Here is a 25,513-nt window from a genome sequence, read left to right as displayed (position 1 = left end):
ATCCAAACGAGTTAATTCGCAACCTGGCTGTGATGAACATCTAACGATTTGGCTATTTGAAGGTAGCTCAGCTAGGACGAAATGCCATTACCTGACAAAAAATTTACCGGAACTAAAGATCCGCCTCCTTGAACGCTTGGTTTTATGACGCCAACTTTGCGACTAATACTTTGTGATTAACTCGTTATTACAGTTGTGAGCCCAGGGTTTGTTGACAATGCTCTAGTGGCACGCCGCGTAGATCGTGCTAGAGCCGTACCGGCAATCCGTGGCGCTTTAGGGAGAAGTCATATGTTCCTTGACCTGATAGTGAAGCTTTACGTGCAGACGCAACTGTTCTTCAAACGCAGCGAGGGTGCCTCAGGTATTGAATACGCCATTATTGTGGCGCTGGTTGCCCTGGTCATTGTCGGTGCAGGGACCGGATTGGGTGGCAAGATAAGTACCATCTTCACCAATATGTCGTCGCAAATGCCGACGGGGACTTGATGCCAGGATGTGCCAGTCATTCGATCTTTTCCCTCGCAGGTACGGCCATGAGCGCATCTTCTTCACGCCAGCAAATCTTATTGGTGGACGATGAAGAGGACGCCCTGATCGAGCTCGCCGAATCTCTCGAAAACGAGGGATTCGTCTGCTTTACCGCCACCTCCGTCACCTTCGCCTTGCAAGAATTGACACTTCACCCGGATATTGCCCTGGTCATCACCGACCTGCGCATGCCCGAAGAAAGCGGGATCTCCTTGATCAAGCGCCTGCGCGAACACACCTCACGCTCGCACCTGCCGGTGATTGTGATGTCGGGTCATGCCGAGATGGATGATGTCAGCGACATGTTGCGCCTGCAGGTGCTCGACCTGTTTCGCAAGCCGATCTACCTGGTGCGGTTGATCGATACGTTGGATAACCTGTTTCCGCTCAAAAAGCATTCATCCTCGTGAGCACTGTGCACCTCGTCAGAGTTGATAACTGAAGCTCAAGGAATACCGCGGCTTGCGGTTGAGGCTGTCGAGAGCCTCGTCCGACATCGGCGGTTTTTATGCGATTGGCCGCCATTTACCCAGCATATGTTCAATGTCTGCGGCGCCTTTCAGCAGTAATTCACCGCTGGAACCGGAGGCGCTGCTGTGCAATATCACTTCGCTGGGCAGGCGCACCGGCTTCTTGAACACTACGTCGATTTCCACATTGGCCGCGGGCAGGTGCTCACCGAGGGCCGCAAGTGTGCGCGCCTTGTTCCAGAGTCCATGGGCGATGGCCTGGGGGAAGCCGAACAATTTGGCAGTCGGCGCACTCAGGTGGATCGGGTTGTAGTCGCCGGAGACCCTCGCGTAACGACGGCCGATATCGGTGGGGGCTTTCCAGCGGGTCAGTTCGCTGATCTGCGCAGGAGTGGGCTGGGTGTCATCGGCTGCTTCGCCTTCGAGTTTTACGCCTCGGCAGAGCATCCGGCTCTCGGCTTCCCACAGCACGCCTAGAGCATCTTCGACAGTGGTCACCACCTCAAAGGTTGCGCCCTTGGCGTGAGGTTGCAGGTTTTGCGTGTGCACAGCGATGCACAGCTCGTTTACGCCGCCCAGCGGTCGATGGATGCGAATGCGATTGCTCAGGTGGATCAACCCCAGCAACGGGAAGGGAAATGCCTTGTCCGTGAGCAGCTGCATCTGCAATCCAAACGCCAGGATGTGCGGATAGGTCGCCGGCAGGATCGGGCTGTCGGCAAAGCCGCAGACCTTGCGATACGCCGCCACGTCCCCGGGGTTGACGCTGACCCGACAGCGCAGGCCCTGCTCAGGCAGCGTGCTGCCGGTAATCTTGCGCTTGAGCGCCGCCCGCCAATACAACGGCGGCAGAAACGGAGTATTGCCTAAGGTCTGCCATTCCATATTTACGCTCCCAATAGACTTTGCCCGCACACCCGCAATGCTTGCCCGCTGACCGCGCCGGAGCCCGGCTGGCCGAGCCAGGCCACGGCTTCGGCGACGTCCTGGGGCAAACCGCCTTGGCCCAGGGAACTCATGCGGCGCCCGGCTTCACGCAGGGCGAACGGGATATGCGCGGTCATCTGGGTTTCGATAAACCCTGGCGCCACGGCGTTGATGCTGATCCCGCGCTCCTTGAGCAACGGCGCCCATGCCTGCACCAGTCCGATCAAACCCGCCTTGCTCGCGGCGTAGTTGGTTTGCCCACGGTTGCCGGCGATGCCACTGATAGAGGCCAGCACTACCACGCGGGCGTTGTCGTGCAGGCGACCGCTGTCGAGCAGCGCCTGGGTCAGCACTTGTGGCGCATTGAGGTTGACCGCCAGCACCGCGTCCCAATATTCCGGGGTCATGTTGGCCAGGGTTTTGTCACGGGTGATGCCCGCGTTGTGCACCAGGATGTCGAGGCCATCGGGCAAGTGTTCGATCAACTGGCCGGCGGCGTCTTCGGCGCAGATATCCAGCACCACGGTGCGCGCACCCAGGCGCGCGGCGAGGGCTTCGAGGTCGGATTTGGCTTGCGGCACATCCAGCAGGATGACGTCGGCACCGTCGCGGGCCAGGGTTTCGGCGATGGACGCGCCGATGCCGCGCGCCGCGCCAGTGACCAGCGCTTTGCGTCCGGCCAGTGGGCGGGTCCAATCCTCGACGGGGGTGGCGCAAGCCTGCAGGCGGATCACCTGGCCAGAGATGTAGGCGCTTTTCGGCGAGAGGAAGAAACGCAGCGCGCCTTCCAACTGGTCCTCGGCACCCTCGCCGACGTACAGCAGTTGCAACACGCCGCCGTTGCGCAGTTCCTTGGCCAGTGAACGGCTGAAGCCTTCCAGGGCGCGTTGGGCGCTGGCGGCGAACGGTTCGCTGAGACTTTCCGGAGCGCGGCCGAGGATCACCAGGTGAGCGCTGTTGGCGAGGTTTTTCATCAGCGGCTGGAAGAACTCGCGCAGTTGCTTGAGCTGGTCGGTGTGTTGCAACTCGCTGGCATCGAACACCACCGCTTTGAGCTTGGGGCCGTGTCCGGGAATCCAGGTGGATGACTCGGCGCCGTAGGTGTAAGTCGCGTCAGTGAGTTTGTGGGCAAATGCCTGCACCTTGCTCGCCAGGGCACCACCGCCCAGCAGCAGTGCACCGTCTACCGGGCGCAGGCGTCCGGCTTGCCAGCGTTCCAGGCGTACCGGTGACGGCAGGCCAAGGGCGGCGACCAGACGATGGCCGAGGCTTGAGTTGGCGAAGTCGATATAACGGTCAGACATGGAACGCTCTCCGAAGGCTGGGGTTCAAAGGGTTGACCATCCCAGGGTAGCAGTCGTTCGACTAGGCTCAGTGATCAAGCCCATAACAGACAGAGGGAGCTTTCCATGACTCAATTGCGCCGTGTAGCGATCATTGGTGGTAACCGCATTCCGTTCGCCCGTTCCAATGGCCCGTACGCTACCGCGAGCAACCAGGCGATGCTGACCGCCGCGCTGGAAGGCTTGATCGAACGCTACAACCTGCATGGCCTGCGCATGGGCGAAGTGGCCGCGGGTGCGGTGCTCAAGCATTCGCGGGACTTCAACCTGACCCGCGAATGCGTGCTGGGCTCGCGCCTGTCGCCGCAAACCCCGGCCTATGACATCCAGCAGGCCTGCGGCACCGGGCTGGAGGCGGCATTGCTGGTGGCCAACAAGATTGCCCTGGGCCAGATCGAATGCGGCATCGCCGGCGGGGTCGACACGACGTCCGACGCGCCGATTGGGGTGAATGAAGGGCTGCGCAAGCTCCTGCTGCAAGCCAACCGCAGCAAATCCATGGCGGATAAATTAAAAGTCCTGTTACAACTTCGTCCCCATCACCTTAAGCCCGAACTGCCGCGCAATGGCGAGCCCCGCAACGGTTTGTCCATGGGCCAGCACTGTGAGTTGATGGCGCAGACCTGGCAGATCCCCCGCGCCGAGCAGGACCAGCTTGCACTGCAGAGCCATCAGAAAATGGCGGCCGCCTATGCCGAAGGCTGGCACAACGATCTGCTCACCCCGTTTCTGGGCCTGACCCGCGACAACAACCTGCGCCCCGACCTGACGCCGGAAAAACTCGCCGCCCTCAAGCCGGCCTTCGAACGCAGCGAAAAGGGCACACTCACCGCCGGCAACTCCACGCCGCTCACCGATGGTGCATCCCTGGTGCTGCTGGGCAGTGAGGCGTGGGCGAAAGAGCGGGGCTTGCCGATCCTGGCGTACCTGCGCGATGGCGAAGCGGCGGCGGTGGATTTCGTCAACGGCGCCGAAGGCCTGTTGATGGCGCCGGTGTATGCGGTGCCGCGTCTGCTGGCGAGGAATGGTCTGACGTTGCAGGACTTCGATTACTACGAGATTCATGAAGCTTTCGCGGCCCAGGTGTTGTGCACGCTCAAGGCCTGGGAAGATGCGGACTACTGCAAGACCCGCCTCGGGCTGGACGCACCGCTGGGTGCCATCGACCGCAGCCGGCTCAATGTGAAGGGCAGTTCCCTGGCCGCCGGCCACCCGTTTGCCGCCACCGGTGGGCGCATCGTTGCCAACCTGGCTAAATTGTTGGATACAGCAGGCAAGGGCCGTGGGCTGATTTCGATCTGCGCCGCAGGCGGCCAAGGCGTGACGGCGATCATTGAGCGTTGAAACTGGCATATTGGATGCATTCTTAAGCAATCAACGGTCGGTAGCCCCTCCCACCGGCGAGCCGATTGCCGTATAACGAGTGCCATACGCGTATTTGGTAATAAAGGACCCACAATAAAAGCTGATGAAGACTCCTAAACGCATTGAACCCCTGATCGAAGACGGTCTGGTCGACGAAGTGCTGCGCCCTCTCATGAGTGGTAAAGAAGCAGCTGTTTATGTGGTGCGCTGCGGCAACGAATTGCGTTGCGCCAAGGTTTACAAGGAGGCGAATAAACGAAGCTTTCGTCAGGCCTCCGAATACCAGGAAGGCCGTAAGGTCCGTAACAGCCGTCAGGCCCGGGCCATGGCCAAGGGCTCCAAGTTCGGTAAGAAAGAAACCGAGGATGCCTGGCAGAACGCCGAAGTGGCGGCGTTGTTCCGCCTGGCCGGCGCGGGCGTTCGCGTGCCCAAGCCCTACGACTTCCTTGAAGGCGTGCTGTTGATGGAACTGGTGGCCGACGAATACGGCGATGCGGCGCCGCGTCTGAACGACGTGACACTGGAGCCGGATCAGGCGCGCGAATACCACGCCTTCCTGATTTCCCAGATCGTGCTGACGCTGTGTACCGGCCTGGTGCACGGTGACCTTTCCGAGTTCAACGTACTGCTGACGCCTACCGGCCCGGTGATCATCGACCTGCCCCAGGCGGTCGATGCGGCGGGCAACAACCATGCGTTCAACATGCTGGAGCGCGACGTGGGCAACATGGCTTCCTACTTCGGACGCTTTGCCCCGGAGTTGAAGAAGACCAAGTACGCCAAGGAAATGTGGGCGCTGTACGAAGCCGGCACCTTGCACCCGGCCAGCGTCTTGACCGGTGAGTTCGACGAGCCGGAAGAGTTGGCGGATGTGGGCGGCGTGATCCGCGAGATTGAAGCGGCGCGGCTGGATGAAGAGCGCAAGCAGGCGATTCGAGCGGCAGACGATGCGCCGTCTAGCAAAGTGCCGGACGAGCCACCGCCGCCGCCCTGGATGCAGTGATCTCAGGGTAGATGAGGTTAAAAATGTGGGAGGAGGCTTGCCTCCGATAGCCATAGGTATCTACACAACTTCCCGTGGATACTGAATCTATGGCAACTGGGCTGTTGTGGTGAGCGGGCTTGTCCCGCGCTGGGCTGCGAAGCAGCCCCATCAAAGCCACCGCGTTTTTTCAGAAAAACCAAGTTGCCTGGTTTTGGGGCTGCTGCGCAGCCCAGCGCGGGACAAGCCCGCTCACCACAGAGTTATGTATAAGCCTTTGAGAGTTGTGTAGATAGCTATGCTCCGATAGCAGTGGGTCAGTCTCAGTATCTTTAACTGAGCCACCGCCATCGGGAGCAAGCCCCCTCCCACAATGATTTTTTTGCACAGCCTGTCAGCCGCAGCAGTTTCCCGCTGCCAACTCTTTGAGTATCGGACAGTCCGGTCGATGATCGCCCTGGCAGTGCTCCATCAGGTCCTGCAAGGTATCGCGCAGTTGCCCCAGTTCGCGAATCTTGTGGTTCAACTCGTCAATGTGCTGGCGCGCCAGGGCCTTCACGTCGGCGCTGGCCCGTTGCCGGTCCTGCCACAGGGTCAGCAGCTTGCCGACCTCTTCCAATGAAAACCCCAGATCCCGCGAGCGTTTGATAAACGCCAACGTGTGCAAATCCTGCGGGCCGTACACACGGTAGCCGCTGTCCGTGCGGTGGGCGGCTTTGAGCAGGCCGATGGATTCGTAGTAGCGAATCATCTTCGCGCTCAGCCCGCTTTGGCGAGCGGCTTGGCCGATGTTCATGGGCGTTGATCCTCCAGGTCCTTGGGTTTCCAGGTTTTCAACAGCAGAGCATTGCTCACCACGCTGACGCTGGACAAGGCCATGGCCGCGCCCGCCAGCACCGGGTTGAGCAGGCCGAATGCGGCCAGGGGGATACCGATCAAGTTATACACAAAGGCCCAGAACAGGTTCTGGCGGATTTTTGCATAGGTCTTGCGGCTGATCTCCAGGGCGGCCGGCACCAAGCGCGGGTCGCCGCGCATCAGGGTGATCCCGGCGGCGTGCATGGCCACGTCGGTGCCGCCGCCCATGGCGATGCCGATATCGGCGGCAGCCAGGGCTGGGGCGTCGTTGATGCCGTCACCGACCATCGCCACTACGCCGGTTTTTTTAAGCTCGGCGACGGTGGCGGCCTTATCGGCGGGCAGTACTTCGGCGTGCACATCGTCGATGCCCAACGCTTGCGCGACCACGCGGGCGCTGCCGCGATTGTCGCCGGTCAGTAAATGGCTGCTGATGTGCCGGGCCTTGAGTTGCTCAACGGCTGCCAACGCACCGGGCTTGAGGGTGTCGCCAAAGGCGAACAGCCCGAGCACGCGCGGTTGCGGGCCCTGTTCGATCAGCCAGGACAAGGTGCGGCCTTCGGCTTCCCAGTCGTTGGCGGAGCCTGCCAGGTCCCCCGCGCTCAAGCCGCTTTCCTCCAGCAGGCGGCGATTGCCCAGGGCCAATGGCCGGCCGTCGAGGGTGCCTGCAATACCACGCCCGGTCAGGGACTGGCTGGCGCTCACATCCGCCACCTTCAGCCCTTGTTCGTTGCAGGCATCCAGCACGGCCTTGGCCAGCGGATGTTCGCTGCCACGTTGCAGCGCGCCGGCCTGTTGCAGCAGCACGGCTTGATTGCCATCCACCGCGACCAGGTGCGCGATCTTTGGCGTACCGGAGGTGAGGGTGCCGGTCTTGTCGAAGACCACGGCGCTCACCTCATGCGCGCGTTCCAGGGCTTCGGCGTCTTTGATCAGGATGCCATAGCGGGCGGCAACACCCGTGCCGGCCATGATTGCAGTCGGCGTGGCCAGCCCGAGGGCGCAGGGGCAGGCGATCACAAGCACCGCCACGGCGTTGATAATCGCCGTTTCCAGCGACGCGCCGTACAGCCACCAACCCACCAGCGTGAGCAACGCCAGTACCAGTACGGCGGGGACGAAGACCTGGCTGACTTTATCCACCAGTTTCTGAATCGGCGCCTTGGCGGCCTGGGCGTCTTCGACCAGGCGGATGATGCGTGCCAACACACTTTCAGCGCCAAGGGCGGTGGTGCGCACCAGCAGGCGACCTTCACCATTGATGGCGCCGCCAGTGACGTTATCGCCGGGTTGTTTGGGCACTGGCAGGCTTTCGCCGCTGATCAGCGCCTCGTCGGCATGGCTTTGGCCTTCGATCACTTCACCGTCCACCGGGAAACGCTCGCCGGGTTTGACCAGCACCTGGTCATTGAGCTGCAGCGCGCTGATCGCGACATCCTCTTCGCGCCCATCCTGTACACGCAGGGCGCGTTCAGGGCGCAAGGCCTCCAGGGCTCGGATGGCACTCGCGGTCTGGCGTTTGGCGCGGCTTTCCAGGTATTTGCCCAGCAGCACCAGGGCGATCACCACCGCCGATGCTTCAAAGTACAGGTGCGGCGCCATTCCAGCCTGGGCGGTGAGCCATTCGTAAATACTCAGGCCATAACCGGCGCTGGTGCCGATGGCCACCAGCAAGTCCATATTGCCGGCACCGGCGCGCACAGCTTTCCAGGCGGCTATATAGAAGCGCGCACCAAAGATGAATTGCACGGGGGTGGCGAGGGCGAATTGCACCCAGGCCGGGAGCATCCAGTGCAGGCCGAAGGGCTCTACCAGCATCGGCAGCACCAACGGCAGGGCCAGCGCAATCGCCAGCAGCAGCGACCAACGCTCGCGGTGCAGGCGCTGGGCTTGATCGGTCTCGGTGGCTATTTCGCTTTGGGGCAGGCTCGCGCTGTAACCGGCCTTGTCGACGGCGGCGATCAGCACGGCGGGGTCCATCTGGCCCTGCACTTGGACGTGGGCACGCTCATTGGCCAGGTTGACGCTGACGCTTTGCACCCCCGGCACCTTGCCCAGCGCACGCTCGACACGCCCGGCGCAACTGGCGCAGGTCATGCCGCTGATGGGCAGATCAAAGGTGGTGGATCCATTCATGGGGCAGTCCTCCAGGAGAAGTTGCCCCTAGGATCAACCTTGACCTGTGGGTAAGGTCAAGCGCCTTCAGTAGTCCAATGCAGCGGCTTTGAGGTACATGCCGTCCGGGCCTTGGGCAATCCGCAGCTTGCGTACATCACCGGCCTTGAGCTTGATGTTCTGCGCGGGCGGGGCGAGCAGGCCTGGCAGGCAGCCCGGCGCCTGGCCCGGCAGCAGCTTCAGGCGCAGTGACACATCGCCAGCGGGCAGGTTGAAGGAGGTGGCCTGTTCCTGGAACAGCCGGCCGGCCAGTTGGTCATTCAGGTAGAGGCCGATCTCGCAGTTGGTCAGCACTTCCAGGCGCTCCCGGGAAATGATCAGCACCGCATAGTCTTGATCGGCACTGGCCATGGGCGCAGCGGCAGACAAACTCATCAAGCCGGCAAGGGCAAAAAACGACCAGCGCATGGCGAATGCTCCGTGGTATGAATCAAAGATGGCTCAAGCTTGGCCGACAGTGCCGCCGAATACCAGCCCGGCCGATTTTTTCAGAACTTGACCTTGCCATCGTGGCAAGGTCGAGACTGGTTTCAACCTCATCAAAGGAGTCATGTCATGCAAGTATTCAGCGTTGAAGGAATGACCTGCGGCCATTGCGTCAAGGCCGTGACCCAGGCGGTGCAGAGCCAGGACCCGGCGGCCAGTGTGAAGGTCGATCTGGCGGCAAAGGAAGTGGGCGTGGAAAGCCGTCTGTCTGCCGAAAAGGTGATCAGACTGATCACCGAGGAAGGCTACAGCGCCACGCTCGCCTGATTTTAATAGTTAGCGAGCTATCGTTATGTTCAAGGCACCCAGGCCCGGCTAGACTGTCGGGCTGCCGACTCTCTTGGGTGCCTGATGAACCTTCGCATAATCCTGATCCTGGGTGCCTTGAGCGCCTTCGCGCCGCTGGCGATCGACTTTTACCTGCCAGGCTTTCCGGCAATGGCCACGGCCTTCGCCACCGATGAAAAACACATCCAGCTGACCCTGGCGGTGTACTTCGCCGGCCTGGCCATCGGCCAATTGATCTACGGCCCGCTGGCGGATCGTTTCGGCCGACGCGGGCCGCTGCTCAGCGGCGTGACCCTGTTCACCCTGGCCTCTTTCGCCTGCGCCTACGCGCCCTCCCTGGATTGGCTGATCGGCGCCCGCTTCGTGCAGGCCCTGGGCGGGTGCGCCGGCATGGTGATTTCCCGCGCGGTGGTCAGCGACAAATGCGACGCCGTGGGTTCGGCCAAAGTGTTTTCTCAATTAATGCTGGTGACCGGCCTGGCGCCCATCCTCGCGCCGCTGGCCGGCGGGGTGATGGTCGGGTTGTGGGGCTGGCAGTCGATCTTCCTGGCGTTGACGATCTTCAGTGTGATGGCCGCCGTTGCTGTGGCATTCGGCCTGCCCGAGACCTTCCCGGCCCATCAGCCGCGCCAGCCGTTGTCGGGCTCGTTGCGCCGCTACTTTGGGTTGCTGTCCGACCGGGTTTACCTCGGCTACGCCCTCACCGGCGCGCTGTCGATTGCCGGGATGTTTGCCTACATCGCCGGTTCACCGTTCGTGTTTATCAAGCTGTATGGCGTGCCCGCCGAGCATTACGGCTGGGTGTTTGGCTCCAACGCCGCAGGCTTCATCCTGGTGGCGCAGCTCAACGCACGCCTGCTGGCCAAGCGTGGGCCGGCGTTTTTGCTGTCGCGTTCGGTGTGGGTGTATCTGCTGGCAGGCCTGACGCTGCTGGGCATCACCGCGTTGCGCACTGATGCGCTGTGGCCATTGCTGGTGCCACTGTTTATCTGCATCGCCAGCCTGGGCTGCATTTTGCCCAATACCTCAGCCTGTGCCATGAGCGGGCAGGGCGCACGGGCCGGCAGTGCGTCGGCACTGCTTGGCTGCATCCAGTTTGGTGTGGCGGCGGGGGCGGCGTCGTTGGTGGGGGTGTTGCACGATGGCACGGCCATGCCGATGGCGATGGTCATCAGCCTGTGCGGCGTATTGGCGGTGACGGTGGCCGTGTCGACCCAGCGCCTGCAACGGGCGAGAGCCGCGCAAGCGCAGGTCTGACGAGCGGGTCAGCCAGCGGCGGAATGTTGCTGGCTGATTGGAAAGCGGTGGGGCGCCTGGATGCGCGCTTGCAGGGTATCGGCAAAGGCGCGTGCCTCGGCTTCAGTGTGAAAAGTAATCGCCTTCTGGTCCAGACGAACTTCCCACTGGGATTTTGCTAACGCTTTTATCAGGATCTTCATTGCTGACTTCCTCACGTAAAAGAATCGTGGCAAAGGCGGCCAATATAAACCCGAATACGCTTACAAATATGACAAAGATCAACTCTCTGACTAGCGGTGTCGTCCATTACTTACACGAATAAGGGACGACACTGACAGCCGTTATTTCAGAAGCCTTCCAGCACGATCTTGCCCTTGGCCTTGCCGCTTTCCAGCAGGGCGTGGGCTCGACGCAGGTTCGCTGCATTGATCACACCGAAGTGCTCGCCCACCGTGGTTTCCAGGGTGCCGGCGTCGATCAGCTCGGCCACCCGATTGAGCAGGTTGTGTTGCTCAATCATGTCTGGCGTCTCGAACATCGAGCGCGTGTACATGAACTCCCAATGCAGCGACAGGCTCTTGCGCTTGAGCTTGCTCACGTCCAATGCCTTGGGGTCGTCGATCAGTGCCAGTTTGCCCTGGGGCTGTAGGGCTTCTACCAGTTGATCCAGGTGATGGTCGGTCTGGGTCAGGCTGGCAACGTGGGTCACCTGCGGGTGGCCGGCGTGTTTCAGCGCTTCGCTCAGCGGTTGGCTGTGGTCGATCACCAGATCGGCGCCGAGCGCCTTGGCCCATGCCTGTGTTTCCGGGCGCGAGGCGGTACCGATCACTTTCAATGCGGTGAGCTGGCTGGCCAGTTGGGTCAGGATCGAACCGACGCCACCGGCAGCGCCGACGATGAGCAGGCTCTGGCCTTCGTCGTCTTTACCCTCACGCACTTGCAGGCGCTCGAACAGCAGTTCCCAAGCGGTGATGGCGGTCAGCGGCAGCGCGGCGGCTTCGGCAAAGCCCAGGCTCTTGGGCATATGGCCGACGATACGCTCGTCCACGGTGTGCAGTTCACTGTTGCCGCCTGGGCGTACCAGGGAGCCGGCGTAGAACACCTTGTCGCCGACCTTGAACAGGCTCACGTCACTGCCGACCGCCTTGACCACACCGGCGACGTCCCATCCGAGCACCTTGGCGGCGCCGTTTTCCGGGGCGACGTTCTGGCGCACCTTGGTATCCACCGGGTTCACCGAGATGGCTTTGACTTCCACCAGCAGGTCGCGAGGGCCGGCGACGGGCTCCGGCAATTCGATGTCTTGCAGGGATTTTTCATCGGTGATGGGCAGTGATGCGTAGTAGGCAATGGCTTTCATGGGAGCTCCAAAACGGCGGGTGAACGGGATGGGCAAATAATTGGTTATTTCCCAAGAACATAAAAGCCGCTAAAACAGCACTCTGTTTCAATAGAATTTTGATAATCGGGGGAGAGCATGCTGCGCTTTGATGATTTGCAGTTGTTTGTGCGCGCGGCCGACCTGGGCAGTTTGTCGGCGGCGGCGCGGGTGATGGACTTGTCGCCCGCCGTGGCCAGCGCGGCACTCAAGCGTATCGAGCAGCAGTTGGGCACACGTTTGCTGGCGCGCTCCACCCGCAGCCTGCGCCTGACGGCCGAAGGTGAAGGCTTTCTGGAGTATGCCCGCGCCGCGTTGAGTTCTCTGGATGAAGGGCGGCGCCTGTTGGCCAGCGGCCAGGACCATGTCAGCGGTGTGCTGCAACTGTCGGCCCCCTCGGATTTTGGCCGCAACCAACTGCTGCCGTGGTTGGACGAATTCCAGCGTGAGTACCCGCAGCTCACCGTGCGCCTGTTGTTGGGTGACCGGATTGCCGACCTGTTTCGCCAGCCGGTGGACATTGCCCTGCGCTATGGCGAACCCGAGGATTCCAGCCTGGTTGCACTGCCCGTCGCGCCGCACAACGTTCGTGTGCTGTGCGCGGCGCCCAGTTATCTCGCATGCCACGGTGAGCCGCGACATCTGGAGCAATTGGCCCAGCACAATTGCCTGCTGTATATGCTCGGCAGTCGCGTGCATGACCACTGGACCTTTCACGACGGCAAGCGCGACGTCAGCCTGACGGTCAGTGGCGACCGCTTCAGCGACGATGCCGACGTGGTGCGCCGCTGGGCCGTCGCCGGTGTAGGCATTGCCTATAAATCCTGGCTGGATGTGAGCACCGACGTGCTGGCCGGGCGCCTGCGCCTGATCCTGCCGGAGCTGCGCGGCGAGCGCACACCGCTCAATCTGTTGTGCGCGCATCGCGCGCAGTTGAGCAAACCCATCAACCTGTTGCGAGAAATGCTCGTGTCTCGCTGTGCGACATTGACCGCTCAATTGCCGGAGCGATTAGGCGCTAGGTAAATAGCCTCCATCACACAAGGAAATTTCACTCAGATGCTGTCCCTATTCGCGCTGTAAGACGCTAAGGAACTGCCGGTTTACGCCCCTATACTTTGGCGCCAACCGCAGTACAAAAATAAGTCGACAGGGAGTGAATCGATGGAAGAGGCACCATGCATCAGTCAGATCGCCAGCTTGCTCGCTGAGCCAAAACGCACCGCCATGCTCTGGTCCCTGATGGACGGCTCGGCCAAGTCCTCTGAGGAACTGGCTACGCTTGCCGGGCTGTCGCCGGCCTCGGCCAATGCGCATCTGGCACGGCTGACTGGGAGTGGTTTGCTACGGATCGAAGCCCGGCGCGGTAAACGGCTGTTCCGCGTGGCGGCTGTCGACGTGAGCGTCGCCATCGATGCCTTGGCCAGTACCACCCTGGCCAGCGCAATACGCAGTTCGCCGGATGCTCCACCCTTGGCGTTGGTGGCGCCACCATTGTTGCGCCATGTTCGGCTGTGCCGGGGTCACCTCGGCGGTGAGCTGGCGGCGGGGCTGTATGAACGGATGTTGGTGGCGGGGTGGATCGAGCGTCGCGAGCAACGCATTGAAGTCACGGTCAAGGGTGTGCAGCAATTGGCGGGCCTGGGTATTTTTACTCAAGCCCTGGCATCACCGCTGGTGTGCGACTGTTTCGATTGGAGCCAGCAGCAACCGCACCTGGGTGGCGCGTTGGGCGCGGGGCTGTTGCAGTTGTTCCTGCAATCGAACTGGATCAGCTTGGTCAACGAGGCCCGGGCCGTGGTGGTCAACGACGTCGGGGTGGCGGAAATCGCCCGATTGGCTGCGCTTTAGGAGCAAACGCCCTCGTCACAGGCGCTCACTCCCACATTTGCTTACGTCACGGCTTTACGAGTCGCGCATCCAGGCTGTTCTGCGCCAGACGTTTGGCCTGGTCCTGGGTCATGCCCAGAGAGGTGTACAGCGCGTGGAAGTTCTCGGTGACATAACCACCAAAGTACGCCGGGTCATCGGAGTTCACGGTCACCTTCACACCACGTTCCAGCATGTCGAGGATATTGTGCTGGGCCATGTCGTCGAACACGCAAAGCTTGGTGTTGGACAGCGGGCACACGGTCAGCGGGATCTGCTCGTCGATAATGCGCTGCATCAGGCGCTCGTCTTCGATGGCGCGCACACCGTGGTCGATTCGCTGGATTTTCAGCAGGTCGATGGCTTCCCAGATGTACTCCGGTGGGCCTTCTTCGCCGGCGTGGGCAACGGTGAGGAAGCCTTCATGACGGGCCCGGTCGAACACCCGCTGGAACTTGCTCGGCGGGTGGCCCATCTCGGAGCTGTCCAGGCCCACGGCCACGAACGCGTCACGGAACGGCAGCGCCTGGTCGAGGGTTTTCTGCGCTTCGTCTTCGCTCAGGTGGCGCAGGAAGCTGAGGATCAAGCCGCTGGTGATGCCCAGTTGCTGCTCGCCATCTTTGAGTGCAGCAGCGATGCCGTTGAGCACGACTTCGAACGGCACGCCACGGTCGGTGTGGGTTTGCGGGTCGAAGAAGGGTTCGGTGTGGATCACGTTCTGTTCTTTGCAGCGCAGCAGGTAGGCCCAGGTCAGGTCGTAGAAGTCCTGGGAGGTGCGCAGCACATCGGCGCCCTTGTAATACAGGTCGAGAAACTCTTGCAGGTTGTTGAAGGCGTAGGCCTTGCGCAGGGTTTCGACGTCGTTCCATGGCAGCGCAATCTTGTTGCGCTCGGCCAGGGCGAACAGCAGCTTAGGCTCCAGCGAGCCTTCCAGGTGCAGGTGCAGTTCAGCCTTGGGCAGGGCGTTGAGCCAATCGTACATGTCTAAATTCTCATCAGGTGCAATGGGCGCATTCTACAGGTCATGGCTGAAATAATCGGTAAAACCTGACCGGCAGGAGAGTATTCGTTTAATTCACGCAATAGGGTTCTGAACTAAGGTGTAACGAAACGTTAGCAGCGTGGCGCAGTCTGTACCCCATCAATGACTGATTTGCTGTACGAAAAGGCCCCGAATGCTCTCCTCTCTCAAGCAAGAAAAATTCATGCTGTTGGCGCTGATTGCTGCCATCGCCGCCTACCCGCTGGAGCACTGGATGCTGCACAGCGGGCAAATGGTCGCGCTGCTGGCAGGCGTGGCGCTGATCGGTTTTATCGTGGTGGCGTCCATGCGTGTGGCCCATCACGCCGAGCAATTGGCGGAAAAAGTCGGCGACCCTTACGGCACGATGATCCTGACCCTGGCCGCCGTGCTGGTGGAAGTGGTGATCCTGGCGATAATGATGAGCAACGAGCCGTCGCCCACCTTGGTGCGTGACACCATTTACTCCGCGGTAATGCTGGATATCAACGGCATCCTCGGCCTGGCCGCGTTGATGGGCGGCATCAAACATGGCGAGCAGTCCTACAACGATGACTCGGCGCGTACCTACAGCGTGATGATCCTGACGGCCATGGGCGTGTCGATGGTGGTGCCGGAATTTATCCCCGAAGCCGACTGGAAAATTTACTCAGCCTTCACCATTGGCGCGATGGTGGTGCTCTATACCCTGTTCCTGCGCATGCAGGTGGGGCCTCACAGTTATTTCTTCAGCTACAGCTACCCGGAAAAACGCCGCAAGAAACTGCCGGAAGAGGAGCAGACGCCGCCGGTGAACCTGGCGTTCTCCATTGGCACGCTGGTGTTTGGCGTGATTGTGATTGGCGCGCTGGCCGAGGTGATGTCCAAAACCCTCGACCTGGGTCTGGAAGGCACGGGCGCACCGCCGGTGATCACGGCGATTGTGGTCGCGGCGATCTCGGCAGCACCGGAAATCCTGACAGCGTTGCGCGCTGCATTGGCCAATCGCATGCAGTCAGTGGTGAACATTGCGCTGGGTGCGTCGTTGTCGACGGTGATTTTGACAGTGCCGGTGATGGAGGCGATGGCGCTCTACACTGGCCAGCCGTTCCAGATGGCGATGACGCCAGTGCAAACCGTGATGGTGTTTATCACGTTGATTGTCAGCGCGATCAACCTCAACGATGGCGAAACCAATGCCATCGAAGGGATGACCCATTTTGTGTTGTTTGCGACGTTTATCATGTTGTCTCTGCTGGGGTTGTAGGAACACAGCAGATAAAGGTGTGGGAGAGGTCAAACCCTCGCCCACCTTTTGAAGTGTGTTTGCTTAGGTTCCGGCGATCAGTTGTCGGGCCGCCTGGGTGTGATCGGCGATCAAGCCTTTCAGGTCCAGCCCTTCCACCTGGCCATCAATGACCCGCCATTTGCCCCCTACCATCACCCGGTCTGCCCGATCCGCACCACACAGTAGCAGCGCCGAAATCGGATCATGGCTGCCGGAGAACCGCAGCTCATCGAGTTTGAACAGCGCCAGGTCGGCCTGTTTGCCGACGGCCAACTCACCAATGTCCGTACGCCCCAGCAACTGCGCCGAACCTTTGGTAGCCCAACCGAGCACGCCTTGCGGGGTGATTTTTTCCGCGCCGTAACGCAGGCGCTGGATGTACAGGGCCTGGCGGGTTTCGAGGATCATGTTCGACGCGTCGTTGGAGGCGGAACCGTCCACGCCCAGGCCGATCGGCGCGCCGGCAGCCAGCAGGTCGAGGGTCGGACAGATGCCGGACGCCAGGCGCATATTCGAGCTTGGGCAGTGGCAGATCCCGGTACCGGCGGCGCCGAGGCGGGCAATTTCATCCGGGTTGAAATGAATGCCATGGGCCAGCCAGGTGCGTGGGCCAAGCCAGCCGACGCTGTCGAGGTAATCCACGGTGCGCAGGCCGAAGCGTTGCAGGCAGAAATCTTCTTCGTCGAGGGTTTCCGCCAAGTGGGTGTGCAGGCGCACGTCGAGGCTGTTGGCCAGTTCGGCGCTGGCTTGCATGATTTGCGGGGTGACGGAGAACGGCGAGCAGGGCGCCAGGGCGATCTGGATCTGCGCGCCGTCGCCACGCTCGTGGTATTCGTGGATCAAGCGCTGGCTGTCGTCGAGGATCACTTGGCCTTGTTGCACGGTCTGTTGCGGCGGCAGGCCACCGTCGGCTTCGCCCAGGCTCATGGAGCCTCGGGTGAGCATCGCGCGCATGCCCAGTTCGCGCACACTTTCCACTTGCACATCGATGGCATTTTCCAGGCCGTCGGGGAACAGATAGTGGTGGTCGGCCGCGGTGGTGCAGCCGGAGAGCAGCAACTCAGCCAGTGCAACCTTGGTGGCCAGGGCGAGCTTTTCCGGGGTCAGCCGCGCCCACACCGGGTACAGGGTTTTCAGCCAGGGAAACAACGGCTGGTTGACCACTGGCGCCCAGGCGCGGGTGAGGGTCTGATAGAAGTGATGGTGGGTGTTGATCAACCCCGGCAGGACCACATGCTCGCGGGCATCGAACACCTCGGCACAGGGCTGTGCGGGTGCTTGCCCCTGGGCCAGCACTTCGGTGATCACACCGTCTTGCAGCACCAGGCCGCCACGGGCATCGAGGCCATTGGCAGTGAAAATCGCGAGGGGGTTTTTTAACCAGATACGGGTCGCAGGCATTGGCCGGCTCCTCTGAATGATGGGTTCAGGTTTGCCAGCTCAGTGTTGCCCTGTCTGCTGATCCAGGGTCGCCCGTGAGGGCGAGCTGGGTAGATTACGTGTAGTTCGGGATCTGGTCTACTCGTAGGAAAAAGACGCTATCAATGGGGTGTTTACCAGGCGATGGTGTCGCCTTTGTAGTCCACGAAGTGGTGGCCGCCTTTACCGGTGTAGGCATTTACCTGATCCACCAGGCCGCGCACGCTGGTGTCGACATCAATGTGCGCGTTTTCGCCGCCCATGTCGGTCTTTACCCAGCCTGGGTGCAGCGACAGCACGGTGAGCTTGTGGTCGCCCAGTTGTGTGATGAAGCTGTTGGTCATGGAGTTGAGCGCGGCCTTGCTGGCCTTGTACAGCGCCAGGTCCGAGCCGTCGGGGATGGTCACGCTGCCCAGCACCGAACTCATGAATGCGAGCACGCCGCTGTCTTTGCGGATCTGTCCGACAAAGCGCTGCGCCAGGTTGATCGGCGCCACGGCGTTGGTGAAAAACAGTTGGCCGACTTCCGCCAGGGTGGCGTGGCCAGGTTCCTGGTTGGCCGGGCCTTTGACGCCGGCGTTGACGAAGAGCAGGTCGAAGGTGCGCTCTTTGAGGCGCTGGGCCAGGGCGATCACGGCTTGCTGATCGTCCATGTCGAGTTTTTCGATCTGTACCGGGCCCACGGCTTTCAGGGCATCGGCCTTGCTCGGATCACGTACGGTGGCGGTTACGTCCCAGCCGTCCTGGAGCAGTTGCTTGACCAAGCCAAGGCCCAGCCCGCGCGAGGCGCCGATGATCAGTGCGGTTTTTGGCGTAGACATGAAAAGCTTCCTTTGGAGTCGCGGTTCAGGGGGATTCAGCAAATTACAGTAACAGTTTCAGCGTTGCAGCAGGATACGCCCACGGCTCAGGTCGGCAAGCTGCGCCTGGAGCGTGTCGATGTGCGCTTCACCCAGTGCCAGTTGCAGCTCCACACCGTTGGCGGTGAAGTGTTCCTCCACCACCAGGCCACCGAGTTCAGCCACGCGCAGTTTCACCAGGTTCAACTCGGAGAAACCACAGGCGCAACTCAACGGCACGCGGCTGATCAGTTCGAGGCGCTCGGCATTCTGCAGGCATTTATTCGCACCGCCGCCATAGGCACGGGCGAGGCCGCCGGTGCCCAGTTGGATGCCGCCGTACCAGCGAATCACCAACACGGCGACCTGATCAAAACCCTGGGCTTCGATAGCTGCCAGAATCGGTCGCCCGGCAGTGCCACCGGGTTCGCCGTCGTCACTGCTGCGGTATTGGTCGGCCAGCTTCCAGGCCCAGCAGTTGTGCGTGGCGTTCAGGTCGCTGTGTTGCTCGAAAAATGCCTGGGCGTCCTGTGGGCTGGTGATTGGCGCGGCGAGGGTGATGAAGCGGCTTTTGCGTATTTCTTCACGAAATTCGCAAAGACCGGTGAGCGTGAAAGGCATAAGTGGCTTCGTCTAGAGGGCCGGCTTGATGCCGCAGCCTTTGAGAATGATGTGAATCAGGTTGGTGCCCGCGTCTTCCATGTCTTGCTTGGTCAGCTTGGTGCGACCGGTGACGCGGCAGATCTGCGTGGCGAAGTCGGCGTAGTGCTGGGTGCTGCCCCATAGCAGGAAGATCAGGTGTACCGGGTCGATAGGATCCATCTTGCCGGCGTCGATCCAGGCCTGGAACACGGCCGCTCGGCCACTGAACCAGGTGCGGTAGTCCTGGCTGAAATATTCGGTTAGGCATTCGCCGCCGCTGATGATCTCCATCGCAAAGATCCGCGAGGCCTGGGGTTGGCGTCGCGAAAACTCCATCTTGGCGCGGATGTAGCGGGAGAGGGCCACGGCCGGGTCGTCCTCGGCGGTCAGCGTGTTGAAGGTGCTGTCCCACAGTTCGAGGATATTGCTGAGCACGGCGATATACAGGCCCAGCTTGTTGGTGAAGTAGTAGTGCAAGTTGGCCTTCGGCAATCCGGCACTGGCAGCAATGGTGTTCATGCTGGTGCCCTTGTAGCCATGGCGCGCGAATTCATCTTCAGCAGCCTGGAGAATCGCTTGTTCGTTCTTTTGCCGAATGCGGCTGGCGGGCTTACCGGCGTGGTTGCTGTGGGCAGGAACTTCGAGGCTCATGGAGATTACCGTGCTGATCGATAGAGACGACGTGTGCACAGATAACCCACCCTCAAGCCTCAGACAAGTCCTGATGCAATAAAACCCTTAAAGCGGTTCCAGTGTGTCGCTTTCCGGCGCGTGGTTTGCGGCAGCTTCAGTCGCCTTCGACTCCGGCAGCAGTAGGCACAGCACGATGGCCGTCAGCCCGCCGCTGGTGATGGCCGAGTCAAACAGGTTCTGCACCAGGGTCGGCATCAGGTGCAGCAAGTTCGGTTGCGCGGCGATGCCCAGGCCGACGCCAAACGACGTGGCGATGATCAGCATGCTGCGGCGGTCCAGCGGCGCCTGGGCAAGGATGCGCACGCCTGCGGCCGCCACACTGCCGAACATCACCAGGGTCGCGCCGCCCAATACGGGTTTGGGGATTTGCTGCAACACCGCGCCAATCAACGGAAACAAGCCGAGGCAAAACAGCACCACGCCTATATATAAGCCAACGTAACGGCTGGCGACGCCGGTGAGTTGGATCACGCCGTTGTTCTGAGCAAAGGTGGTGTTGGGGAAGGCGCTGAAGGTGGCGGCGATCATGCAGCTCACACCATCACCCAGCACGCCGCCCTTGAGTCGGCTTATATAAGAAGGGCCGCTGATGGGCTGGCGCGCGATCATGCAGTTGGCGGTGAGGTCGCCGACTGTTTCGATGCTGCTGATCAGGTAAATCAGCGCGATCGGTAGGAAAGCGCTCCAGTCGAAGTTGAAGCCAAAGCGAAACGGTATTGGCAGGCTCATCAGAGGCAAGTCTGGCAGGGCTTGGGGCACCAGTTTTCCGCTGAACCAGGCCGCGAGGCTGCCAAGCGCGAGGCCGATGATGATGGCCGAGAGCCGCACCCACGGCGTGTTGGAGCGGTTGAGCAGGATGATCGTCAGCACCACGAACAGGCCCAACGCAAGGTTGGTGGGCGCACCGAAATCCGCTGCATTGAAGCCACCGCCGAGGTCGGTGATACCCACTTTGATCAGGCTGATGCCGATGAGCGTGATGACAATCCCGGTCACCAACGGCGTGATGACTCGGCGTAGTTGGCCGATAAAACGGCTCAGCACGATCTGCACCACGGCACCGAAAAAGCACACGCCGAAGATCATCGCCATGATGTCTTCCGGGCTGCCGCCGCGTTGTTTCACCAGGAAACCCGCCGACAGCACCGCGCCAAGAAAGGCAAAGCTGGTGCCTTGCAGGCAGATCATCCCCGCGCCGATGCCAAATGGCCTGCGCGCCTGGATGAACGTGCCGACACCGGAAACCATCAACGCCATGCTGATCAGGTAGGGCAAATGGGCGGTCAGGCCCAGGGTGGAGCCGATGATCAGTGGCGGGGTGATGATGCCGACAAACGCCGCCAGCACATGTTGCAGTGCGGCCAAAAAGGCTGGCGCCGGTTTGGGACGGTCGTTGAGGCCGTAGATCAGGTCGCTGGGGCTGCTAGATTCTGGTGGCATGGCGGGTTAACTCAAGGCGGATGGTTCATGTTCCATCTGTCCTTGCAAAAAGCTGTCCAGTTGCTCAGCTTTTAGCGTAAGCCCCGTGCTAGCGCGTTGTGGCCAGACTGTCGAGGAAGCTTTCCAGCACCAAATGAGGGCGACGTCCCTTGCGGGTGACCGATGCGAGGCTTAAATCGTAAAAACGTGTAGCCGATTTCAGCGCGCGCAGTCGGCCTTGTTGCACCCACAGGCTGGCGTAGTGGTCGGGCAAGTAGCCGATGTAACGGCCGGTGAGAATCAGGAACGCCATGCCTTCGCGGTCCGAGGCGCTGGCGGTGCAGTTAAGGGCTTGGTAATGGGCCTGGATTTCAGCAGGCAGGCGGAAGGTCGGTGCGATGGCGTCCTGGCTGTCGATGCGCTCGTCGTCCAATTGCTTGTCGTCGGCGTAAAACAGCGGGTGGCCGACTGCGCAGTAGAGCAGCGAGCGTTCGCTATATAACGGTTGGTACTCCAATCCGGAGAGGGCGCTGGCCTGTGGTACTACACCGACATGCAGGCGACCGTCGAGTACGCCTTGTTCGACCTCATTGGGGGCAATCATGCGGATCTGGATCTGCACGTCCGGGCCGCGTTCCTTTAATTGGGCCAGGGCGTGAGTAATGCGCATATGGGGCAGGGTGACGAGGTTGTCGGTAAGGCCGATGATCAACTCTCCGCGCAAATGCTGGTGCAGGCCGTTGACCTCGGTGCGGAAACTTTCCAGCGCACTCAAGAGTTGCAGGGCCGATTGATAAACCTCGCGGCCCTCTTCCGTCAGGGAAAAACCTGCGCGGCCGCGTTGGCACAGACGTAATCCGAGACGCTGTTCTAGGTCGCTCATTTGCTGGCTGATGGCCGAGCGCCCGATGCCGAGCACGGTTTCCGCCGCCGAGAACCCACCGCACTCCACCACACTGCGAAAGATGCGCAGCAGACGAATATCAAAGTCGCTGACTTGGGCCAGGGGATCGGGTCGACGGCTGCTCATAGTTTAGTGAAGGCCTGACTGAAGGTTAGAAGAGTTGAATTTCACCGACTTTATCGCCATGGCAATTTAGCTGCAAGAACGCTTTTCAATCCCGACGCTGCCTTTTGCCCTGCGAGGTTTTGCTGATGAACATGCCCGAAAACGCCCCATCGTCCCTGGCCAGCCAATTGAAGTTGGACGCGCACTGGATGCCCTACACCGCCAACCGCAACTTCCAGCGAGACCCACGTTTGATCGTGGCCGCCGAAGGCAGCTGGTTGACCGATGACAAGGGCCGCAAGGTGTACGACTCGCTGTCAGGCCTGTGGACGTGCGGCGCAGGGCACACGCGTAAGGAAATCCAGGAAGCGGTCGCCAAGCAATTGGGTACCTTGGATTACTCCCCGGGCTTCCAGTACGGTCATCCGTTGTCCTTCCAGCTGGCGGAAAAGATTACCGACTTGACCCCAGGCAACCTGAATCATGTGTTCTTCACCGACTCCGGCTCCGAGTGCGCTGATACGGCGGTGAAGATGGTGCGGGCTTACTGGCGCCTGAAAGGCCAGGCCACCAAGACCAAGATGATCGGCCGCGCCCGTGGTTATCACGGTGTGAACATCGCAGGCACTAGCCTGGGCGGTGTCAACGGCAACCGTAAGATGTTTGGCCAGGCGATGATGGACGTCGACCATCTGCCACACACCTTGCTGGCGAGCAATGCTTTCTCTCGTGGTATGCCTGAGCAGGGTGGCATCGCGTTGGCCGATGAGCTGCTCAAGCTGATCGAACTGCATGACGCGTCCAACATCGCGGCAGTGTTTGTCGAGCCGATGGCTGGCTCCGCGGGCGTGCTGGTGCCACCGCAGGGTTATCTCAAGCGCCTGCGTGAAATCTGCGATCAGCACAATATTCTGCTGGTGTTCGACGAAGTGATCACCGGTTTCGGCCGTACCGGCTCGATGTTTGGCGCCGACAGCTTTGGCGTGACCCCGGACCTGATGTGCATCGCCAAGCAAGTCACCAACGGCGCGATTCCAATGGGCGCGGTGATTGCCAGCAGCGAGATCTATCAGACCTTCATGAACCAGGCGACGCCTGAGTACGCGGTGGAATTCCCCCACGGCTATACCTACTCGGCGCACCCCGTCGCTTGCGCGGCTGGCCTGGCGGCACTCGACCTGTTGCAGAAGGAAAACCTGGTGCAGAGCGTAGCCGAAGTCGCTCCGCACTTTGAGAATGCGCTGCACGGCTTGAAGGGCAGCAAGAACGTGATCGACATTCGCAACTACGGCCTGGCCGGTGCGATCCAGATTGCCCCGCGTGACGGTGATGCCATCGTGCGTCCATTCGAGGCCGGCATGGCCTTGTGGAAAGCCGGTTTCTACGTGCGTTTTGGTGGTGACACTCTGCAGTTCGGGCCAACCTTCAACAGCAAGCCGCAGGACCTGGACCGCCTGTTTGATGCGGTCGGCGAAGTGCTGAACAAGATCGACTGATTTCTCCTTCTATATAGAACAACTTTTCAGGAGCCCTGCATGAGCCTTATCCAGCATTTGATCAACGGTGAGTTGGTCAACGACAGCGGTCGCAGTGCCGACGTGTACAACCCGTCCACCGGCCAGGTGATTCACCAGGTGCCGTTGGCCAGCCGTGAAACCATTCAACAGGCGATCGACTCAGCCAAAGTCGCATTCCCGGCTTGGCGCAATACGCCGCCGGCCAAGCGTGCCCAAGTGATGTTTCGTTTCAAGCAGTTGCTGGAGCAGAACGAAGCGCGCATCTCGCAGTTGATCAGCGAGGAGCATGGCAAGACCCTGGAAGACGCGGCGGGTGAGTTGAAGCGCGGTATCGAGAACGTTGAGTACGCATGCTCGGCGCCGGAGATTCTGAAGGGCGAGTACAGTCGCAACGTGGGTCCGAACATTGATGCCTGGTCGGACTTCCAGCCTTTGGGCGTGGTGGCGGGTATTACGCCGTTCAACTTCCCGGCGATGGTGCCGCTTTGGATGTATCCGCTGGCAATCGTGTGCGGTAACTGTTTCATCCTGAAACCTTCTGAGCGTGATCCCAGTTCGACGTTGTTGATTGCGCAATTGTTGCAGGAAGCCGGCCTGCCTAAGGGTGTGTTGAGTGTGGTGCATGGCGACAAGGGCGCGGTGGATGCGCTGATTGAGGCGCCGGAAGTGAAGGCGCTGAGTTTTGTGGGATCGACGCCGATTGCCGAGTACATCTACTCCGAAGCGACCAAGCGCGGAAAACGCGTACAGGCGCTGGGTGGGGCGAAGAACCATGCGGTGCTGATGCCGGATGCGGATCTGGATAACGCAGTCAGTGCTTTGATGGGCGCGGCATATGGTTCTTGCGGTGAGCGTTGCATGGCGATCTCGGTGGCGGTGTGCGTGGGTGACCAGGTTGCGGATGCATTGATCGCCAAGTTGGTGCCGCAGATCAAGGCGCTGAAGATTGGCGCTGGCACGACCTCTGGGTTGGATATGGGGCCGCTGGTGACAGGGCAGGCACGGGATAAGGTCAGCGGCTATATAGAAGACGGTATCGCTTCGGGGGCGGAGCTTGTGGTTGATGGCCGTGGATTGAGTATTGCCGGGAATGAAGAGGGCTTCTTCCTCGGTGGCAGCCTGTTTGACCGTGTGACGCCTGAGATGCGTATCTATAAGGAGGAGATATTCGGGCCTGTGTTGTGCGTGGTGCGGGTGAGCAGTTTGGAAGCGGCGATGCAACTGATCAACGACCACGAATATGGCAACGGGACGTGTATCTTCACGCGTGATGGTGAAGCGGCTCGTCTGTTCTGTGATGAGATTGAAGTGGGCATGGTTGGGGTGAACGTTCCACTTCCAGTGCCGGTGGCTTATCACAGCTTTGGTGGCTGGAAGCGCTCGCTGTTTGGCGACCTGCATGCCTATGGGCCGGACGGGGTGCGTTTCTATACCCGTCGCAAGGCAATTACCCAGCGTTGGCCGCAGCGGGCGAGCCATGAAGCGTCGCAGTTCGCTTTCCCTAGCCTGTAAGGCTTGGTAGGCGCAAAGCCGGCCCCCGGGGCCGGCTTTTGCGTTTCAGGGGCATTTTTGACTTATATGACAGAAATATGAAAAAGAAGGTTGACGCCAGATTCTGGAAGCCTATAATTCGCCCCACTTCCGGCGCAGTCGAAACGGAAAACGCCTTGGTAAACAATGAGTTATGCAGTTTTCGGCAGCAGGTTGCTTCAGTTCATCGAAGCCAAAAGGAAGTTGAAAAAGAGGTGTTGACAGCAGCGTGTAACGCTGTAGAAT

At 60.7% G+C, this 25,513-nt stretch carries 26 protein-coding genes; 12 read left to right on the top strand and 14 right to left on the bottom strand.

Annotation, left to right across the window (positions count from 1 at the left end):
• Positions 1–291: 291 nt before the first annotated feature.
• Both AOA60_RS05745 and AOA60_RS05740 read left to right on the top strand, forming a co-directional pair.
• The gene (locus AOA60_RS05745) at positions 292–489 is read left to right on the top strand and encodes a Flp family type IVb pilin (protein ID WP_099583572.1); all 198 of its coding nucleotides are present in this window, start codon (positions 292–294) and stop codon (positions 487–489) included.
• A 47-nt stretch (positions 490–536) separates the two neighbouring features.
• Complete coding sequence (locus AOA60_RS05740) at positions 537–941, top strand: response regulator (protein ID WP_099583571.1); 405 nt, start codon at positions 537–539, stop codon at positions 939–941.
• A 96-nt stretch (positions 942–1,037) separates the two neighbouring features.
• On the opposite strand, the gene AOA60_RS05735 is transcribed toward AOA60_RS05740, so the two are convergent.
• Positions 1,038–1,886: a MaoC family dehydratase gene (locus AOA60_RS05735; protein ID WP_099583570.1), complete on the bottom strand. Its 849-nt coding sequence runs from the start codon at positions 1,884–1,886 to the stop codon at positions 1,038–1,040.
• Positions 1,887–1,888: 2 nt separating this feature from the next.
• Positions 1,889–3,232, bottom strand: coding sequence for a 3-oxoacyl-ACP reductase (locus AOA60_RS05730; RefSeq protein ID WP_099583569.1), 1,344 nt, complete (start codon positions 3,230–3,232; stop codon positions 1,889–1,891).
• 105 nt (positions 3,233–3,337) lie between these two features.
• On the opposite strand from AOA60_RS05730, the gene AOA60_RS05725 reads away from it, so the two are divergent.
• Together AOA60_RS05725 and AOA60_RS05720 are read left to right on the top strand one after the other, a co-directional pair.
• On the top strand, positions 3,338–4,615 hold the full coding sequence (locus tag AOA60_RS05725) for an acetyl-CoA C-acetyltransferase (RefSeq protein WP_099583568.1): 1,278 nt from the start codon (positions 3,338–3,340) through the stop codon (positions 4,613–4,615).
• A gap of 124 nt (positions 4,616–4,739) precedes the next feature.
• Complete coding sequence (locus AOA60_RS05720; protein WP_099583567.1) at positions 4,740–5,639, top strand: PA4780 family RIO1-like protein kinase; 900 nt, start codon at positions 4,740–4,742, stop codon at positions 5,637–5,639.
• Positions 5,640–6,012: 373 nt separating this feature from the next.
• Here the strand turns inward: AOA60_RS05720 and cueR are convergent, their stop codons facing one another.
• The 3 genes from cueR to AOA60_RS05700 form a co-directional block, all read right to left on the bottom strand.
• Positions 6,013–6,414: a Cu(I)-responsive transcriptional regulator gene (cueR, locus tag AOA60_RS05710; protein WP_099583566.1), complete on the bottom strand. Its 402-nt coding sequence runs from the start codon at positions 6,412–6,414 to the stop codon at positions 6,013–6,015.
• Entirely contained in the window at positions 6,411–8,612 is a 2,202-nt protein-coding gene (locus AOA60_RS05705) for a cation-translocating P-type ATPase (protein ID WP_099583565.1), read from the bottom strand. The genes cueR and AOA60_RS05705 overlap by 4 nt, the downstream gene beginning before the upstream one ends.
• A 66-nt stretch (positions 8,613–8,678) precedes the next feature.
• Complete coding sequence (locus AOA60_RS05700) at positions 8,679–9,059, bottom strand: hypothetical protein (protein ID WP_099583564.1); 381 nt, start codon at positions 9,057–9,059, stop codon at positions 8,679–8,681.
• A 147-nt stretch (positions 9,060–9,206) separates the two neighbouring features.
• Here AOA60_RS05700 and AOA60_RS05695 point away from each other — a divergent pair, with 147 nt between their 5' ends.
• Together AOA60_RS05695 and AOA60_RS05690 are read left to right on the top strand one after the other, a co-directional pair.
• Positions 9,207–9,404: a heavy-metal-associated domain-containing protein gene (locus AOA60_RS05695; RefSeq protein ID WP_099583563.1), complete on the top strand. Its 198-nt coding sequence runs from the start codon at positions 9,207–9,209 to the stop codon at positions 9,402–9,404.
• A gap of 84 nt (positions 9,405–9,488) precedes the next feature.
• A complete protein-coding gene (locus AOA60_RS05690; protein WP_099583562.1) occupies positions 9,489–10,682 on the top strand; it encodes a multidrug effflux MFS transporter in 1,194 nt (397 codons plus the stop codon).
• Positions 10,683–10,690: 8 nt separating this feature from the next.
• On the opposite strand, the gene AOA60_RS33015 is transcribed toward AOA60_RS05690, so the two are convergent.
• Both AOA60_RS33015 and AOA60_RS05685 read right to left on the bottom strand, forming a co-directional pair.
• Positions 10,691–10,864 carry a hypothetical protein gene (locus AOA60_RS33015; RefSeq protein WP_177411507.1) on the bottom strand — a complete coding sequence of 58 codons (174 nt, stop codon included), beginning with the start codon at positions 10,862–10,864 and terminating at the stop codon, positions 10,691–10,693.
• 146 nt (positions 10,865–11,010) lie between these two features.
• Entirely contained in the window at positions 11,011–12,024 is a 1,014-nt protein-coding gene (locus AOA60_RS05685; protein WP_099583561.1) for a zinc-binding alcohol dehydrogenase family protein, read from the bottom strand.
• A 117-nt stretch (positions 12,025–12,141) separates the two neighbouring features.
• Between AOA60_RS05685 and AOA60_RS05680 the strand changes: the two genes are divergently transcribed.
• Together AOA60_RS05680 and AOA60_RS05675 are read left to right on the top strand one after the other, a co-directional pair.
• Positions 12,142–13,068: a LysR family transcriptional regulator gene (locus tag AOA60_RS05680; RefSeq protein ID WP_099583560.1), complete on the top strand. Its 927-nt coding sequence runs from the start codon at positions 12,142–12,144 to the stop codon at positions 13,066–13,068.
• 138 nt (positions 13,069–13,206) lie between these two features.
• A complete protein-coding gene (locus tag AOA60_RS05675) occupies positions 13,207–13,893 on the top strand; it encodes a helix-turn-helix transcriptional regulator (protein WP_099583559.1) in 687 nt (228 codons plus the stop codon).
• A 46-nt stretch (positions 13,894–13,939) separates the two neighbouring features.
• On the opposite strand, the gene AOA60_RS05670 is transcribed toward AOA60_RS05675, so the two are convergent.
• Entirely contained in the window at positions 13,940–14,893 is a 954-nt protein-coding gene (locus AOA60_RS05670) for an adenosine deaminase (protein WP_099583558.1), read from the bottom strand.
• Positions 14,894–15,086: 193 nt separating this feature from the next.
• Here AOA60_RS05670 and AOA60_RS05665 point away from each other — a divergent pair, with 193 nt between their 5' ends.
• Entirely contained in the window at positions 15,087–16,178 is a 1,092-nt protein-coding gene (locus tag AOA60_RS05665; protein ID WP_099583557.1) for a calcium:proton antiporter, read from the top strand.
• 63 nt (positions 16,179–16,241) lie between these two features.
• On the opposite strand, the gene AOA60_RS05660 is transcribed toward AOA60_RS05665, so the two are convergent.
• The 6 genes from AOA60_RS05660 to AOA60_RS05635 form a co-directional block, all read right to left on the bottom strand.
• Positions 16,242–17,600, bottom strand: a complete 1,359-nt coding sequence (locus AOA60_RS05660) for an 8-oxoguanine deaminase (RefSeq protein WP_099583556.1) — start codon at positions 17,598–17,600, stop codon at positions 16,242–16,244.
• A gap of 152 nt (positions 17,601–17,752) precedes the next feature.
• Positions 17,753–18,439: an SDR family oxidoreductase gene (locus tag AOA60_RS05655; protein ID WP_099583555.1), complete on the bottom strand. Its 687-nt coding sequence runs from the start codon at positions 18,437–18,439 to the stop codon at positions 17,753–17,755.
• A 57-nt stretch (positions 18,440–18,496) separates the two neighbouring features.
• Entirely contained in the window at positions 18,497–19,078 is a 582-nt protein-coding gene (locus tag AOA60_RS05650; protein ID WP_099583554.1) for a YigZ family protein, read from the bottom strand.
• Positions 19,079–19,090: 12 nt separating this feature from the next.
• A complete protein-coding gene (locus tag AOA60_RS05645; RefSeq protein WP_099583553.1) occupies positions 19,091–19,750 on the bottom strand; it encodes a TetR/AcrR family transcriptional regulator in 660 nt (219 codons plus the stop codon).
• Positions 19,751–19,837: 87 nt separating this feature from the next.
• Entirely contained in the window at positions 19,838–21,232 is a 1,395-nt protein-coding gene (locus tag AOA60_RS05640; protein ID WP_099583552.1) for a uracil-xanthine permease family protein, read from the bottom strand.
• An 88-nt stretch (positions 21,233–21,320) separates the two neighbouring features.
• Complete coding sequence (locus AOA60_RS05635) at positions 21,321–22,241, bottom strand: LysR family transcriptional regulator (protein WP_099583551.1); 921 nt, start codon at positions 22,239–22,241, stop codon at positions 21,321–21,323.
• Positions 22,242–22,366: 125 nt separating this feature from the next.
• On the opposite strand from AOA60_RS05635, the gene AOA60_RS05630 reads away from it, so the two are divergent.
• From AOA60_RS05630 to AOA60_RS33300, 3 genes are all read left to right on the top strand, one after another.
• A complete protein-coding gene (locus tag AOA60_RS05630) occupies positions 22,367–23,716 on the top strand; it encodes an aspartate aminotransferase family protein (protein ID WP_027607942.1) in 1,350 nt (449 codons plus the stop codon).
• Positions 23,717–23,755: 39 nt separating this feature from the next.
• Positions 23,756–25,249, top strand: coding sequence for a CoA-acylating methylmalonate-semialdehyde dehydrogenase (locus AOA60_RS05625; RefSeq protein WP_099583550.1), 1,494 nt, complete (start codon positions 23,756–23,758; stop codon positions 25,247–25,249).
• A 77-nt stretch (positions 25,250–25,326) separates the two neighbouring features.
• On the top strand, positions 25,327–25,513 hold a 187-nt coding region (locus tag AOA60_RS33300), incomplete at its 3' end, for a hypothetical protein (RefSeq protein ID WP_218240568.1).

The sequence above is a fragment of the Pseudomonas sp. 2822-17 genome (assembly GCF_002742485.1).
In the GTDB taxonomy this organism is placed as follows: Bacteria; Pseudomonadota; Gammaproteobacteria; order Pseudomonadales; family Pseudomonadaceae; genus Aquipseudomonas; species Aquipseudomonas cyclaminis.
The sequence above is the reverse complement of the archived record's forward strand: the minus strand, read 5'-3'. Positions and strand labels throughout refer to the sequence as shown.

What these genes read in the sequence shown, in the direction of transcription:
- AOA60_RS05745 (WP_099583572.1), top strand. Translation starts at nt 292, where the DNA reads ATGTTCCTTGACCTGATAGTGAAGCTTTACGTGCAGACGCAACTGTTC.
- AOA60_RS05740 (WP_099583571.1), top strand. Translation starts at nt 537, where the DNA reads ATGAGCGCATCTTCTTCACGCCAGCAAATCTTATTGGTGGACGATGAA.
- AOA60_RS05735 (WP_099583570.1), bottom strand. Translation starts at nt 1,886, where the DNA reads ATGGAATGGCAGACCTTAGGCAATACTCCGTTTCTGCCGCCGTTGTAT.
- AOA60_RS05730 (WP_099583569.1), bottom strand. Translation starts at nt 3,232, where the DNA reads ATGTCTGACCGTTATATCGACTTCGCCAACTCAAGCCTCGGCCATCGT.
- AOA60_RS05725 (WP_099583568.1), top strand. Translation starts at nt 3,338, where the DNA reads ATGACTCAATTGCGCCGTGTAGCGATCATTGGTGGTAACCGCATTCCG.
- AOA60_RS05720 (WP_099583567.1), top strand. Translation starts at nt 4,740, where the DNA reads ATGAAGACTCCTAAACGCATTGAACCCCTGATCGAAGACGGTCTGGTC.
- cueR (WP_099583566.1), bottom strand. Translation starts at nt 6,414, where the DNA reads ATGAACATCGGCCAAGCCGCTCGCCAAAGCGGGCTGAGCGCGAAGATG.
- AOA60_RS05705 (WP_099583565.1), bottom strand. Translation starts at nt 8,612, where the DNA reads ATGAATGGATCCACCACCTTTGATCTGCCCATCAGCGGCATGACCTGC.
- AOA60_RS05700 (WP_099583564.1), bottom strand. Translation starts at nt 9,059, where the DNA reads ATGCGCTGGTCGTTTTTTGCCCTTGCCGGCTTGATGAGTTTGTCTGCC.
- AOA60_RS05695 (WP_099583563.1), top strand. Translation starts at nt 9,207, where the DNA reads ATGCAAGTATTCAGCGTTGAAGGAATGACCTGCGGCCATTGCGTCAAG.
- AOA60_RS05690 (WP_099583562.1), top strand. Translation starts at nt 9,489, where the DNA reads ATGAACCTTCGCATAATCCTGATCCTGGGTGCCTTGAGCGCCTTCGCG.
- AOA60_RS33015 (WP_177411507.1), bottom strand. Translation starts at nt 10,864, where the DNA reads ATGAAGATCCTGATAAAAGCGTTAGCAAAATCCCAGTGGGAAGTTCGT.
- AOA60_RS05685 (WP_099583561.1), bottom strand. Translation starts at nt 12,024, where the DNA reads ATGAAAGCCATTGCCTACTACGCATCACTGCCCATCACCGATGAAAAA.
- AOA60_RS05680 (WP_099583560.1), top strand. Translation starts at nt 12,142, where the DNA reads ATGCTGCGCTTTGATGATTTGCAGTTGTTTGTGCGCGCGGCCGACCTG.
- AOA60_RS05675 (WP_099583559.1), top strand. Translation starts at nt 13,207, where the DNA reads ATGGAAGAGGCACCATGCATCAGTCAGATCGCCAGCTTGCTCGCTGAG.
- AOA60_RS05670 (WP_099583558.1), bottom strand. Translation starts at nt 14,893, where the DNA reads ATGTACGATTGGCTCAACGCCCTGCCCAAGGCTGAACTGCACCTGCAC.
- AOA60_RS05665 (WP_099583557.1), top strand. Translation starts at nt 15,087, where the DNA reads ATGCTCTCCTCTCTCAAGCAAGAAAAATTCATGCTGTTGGCGCTGATT.
- AOA60_RS05660 (WP_099583556.1), bottom strand. Translation starts at nt 17,600, where the DNA reads ATGCCTGCGACCCGTATCTGGTTAAAAAACCCCCTCGCGATTTTCACT.
- AOA60_RS05655 (WP_099583555.1), bottom strand. Translation starts at nt 18,439, where the DNA reads ATGTCTACGCCAAAAACCGCACTGATCATCGGCGCCTCGCGCGGGCTG.
- AOA60_RS05650 (WP_099583554.1), bottom strand. Translation starts at nt 19,078, where the DNA reads ATGCCTTTCACGCTCACCGGTCTTTGCGAATTTCGTGAAGAAATACGC.
- AOA60_RS05645 (WP_099583553.1), bottom strand. Translation starts at nt 19,750, where the DNA reads ATGAGCCTCGAAGTTCCTGCCCACAGCAACCACGCCGGTAAGCCCGCC.
- AOA60_RS05640 (WP_099583552.1), bottom strand. Translation starts at nt 21,232, where the DNA reads ATGCCACCAGAATCTAGCAGCCCCAGCGACCTGATCTACGGCCTCAAC.
- AOA60_RS05635 (WP_099583551.1), bottom strand. Translation starts at nt 22,241, where the DNA reads ATGAGCAGCCGTCGACCCGATCCCCTGGCCCAAGTCAGCGACTTTGAT.
- AOA60_RS05630 (WP_027607942.1), top strand. Translation starts at nt 22,367, where the DNA reads ATGAACATGCCCGAAAACGCCCCATCGTCCCTGGCCAGCCAATTGAAG.
- AOA60_RS05625 (WP_099583550.1), top strand. Translation starts at nt 23,756, where the DNA reads ATGAGCCTTATCCAGCATTTGATCAACGGTGAGTTGGTCAACGACAGC.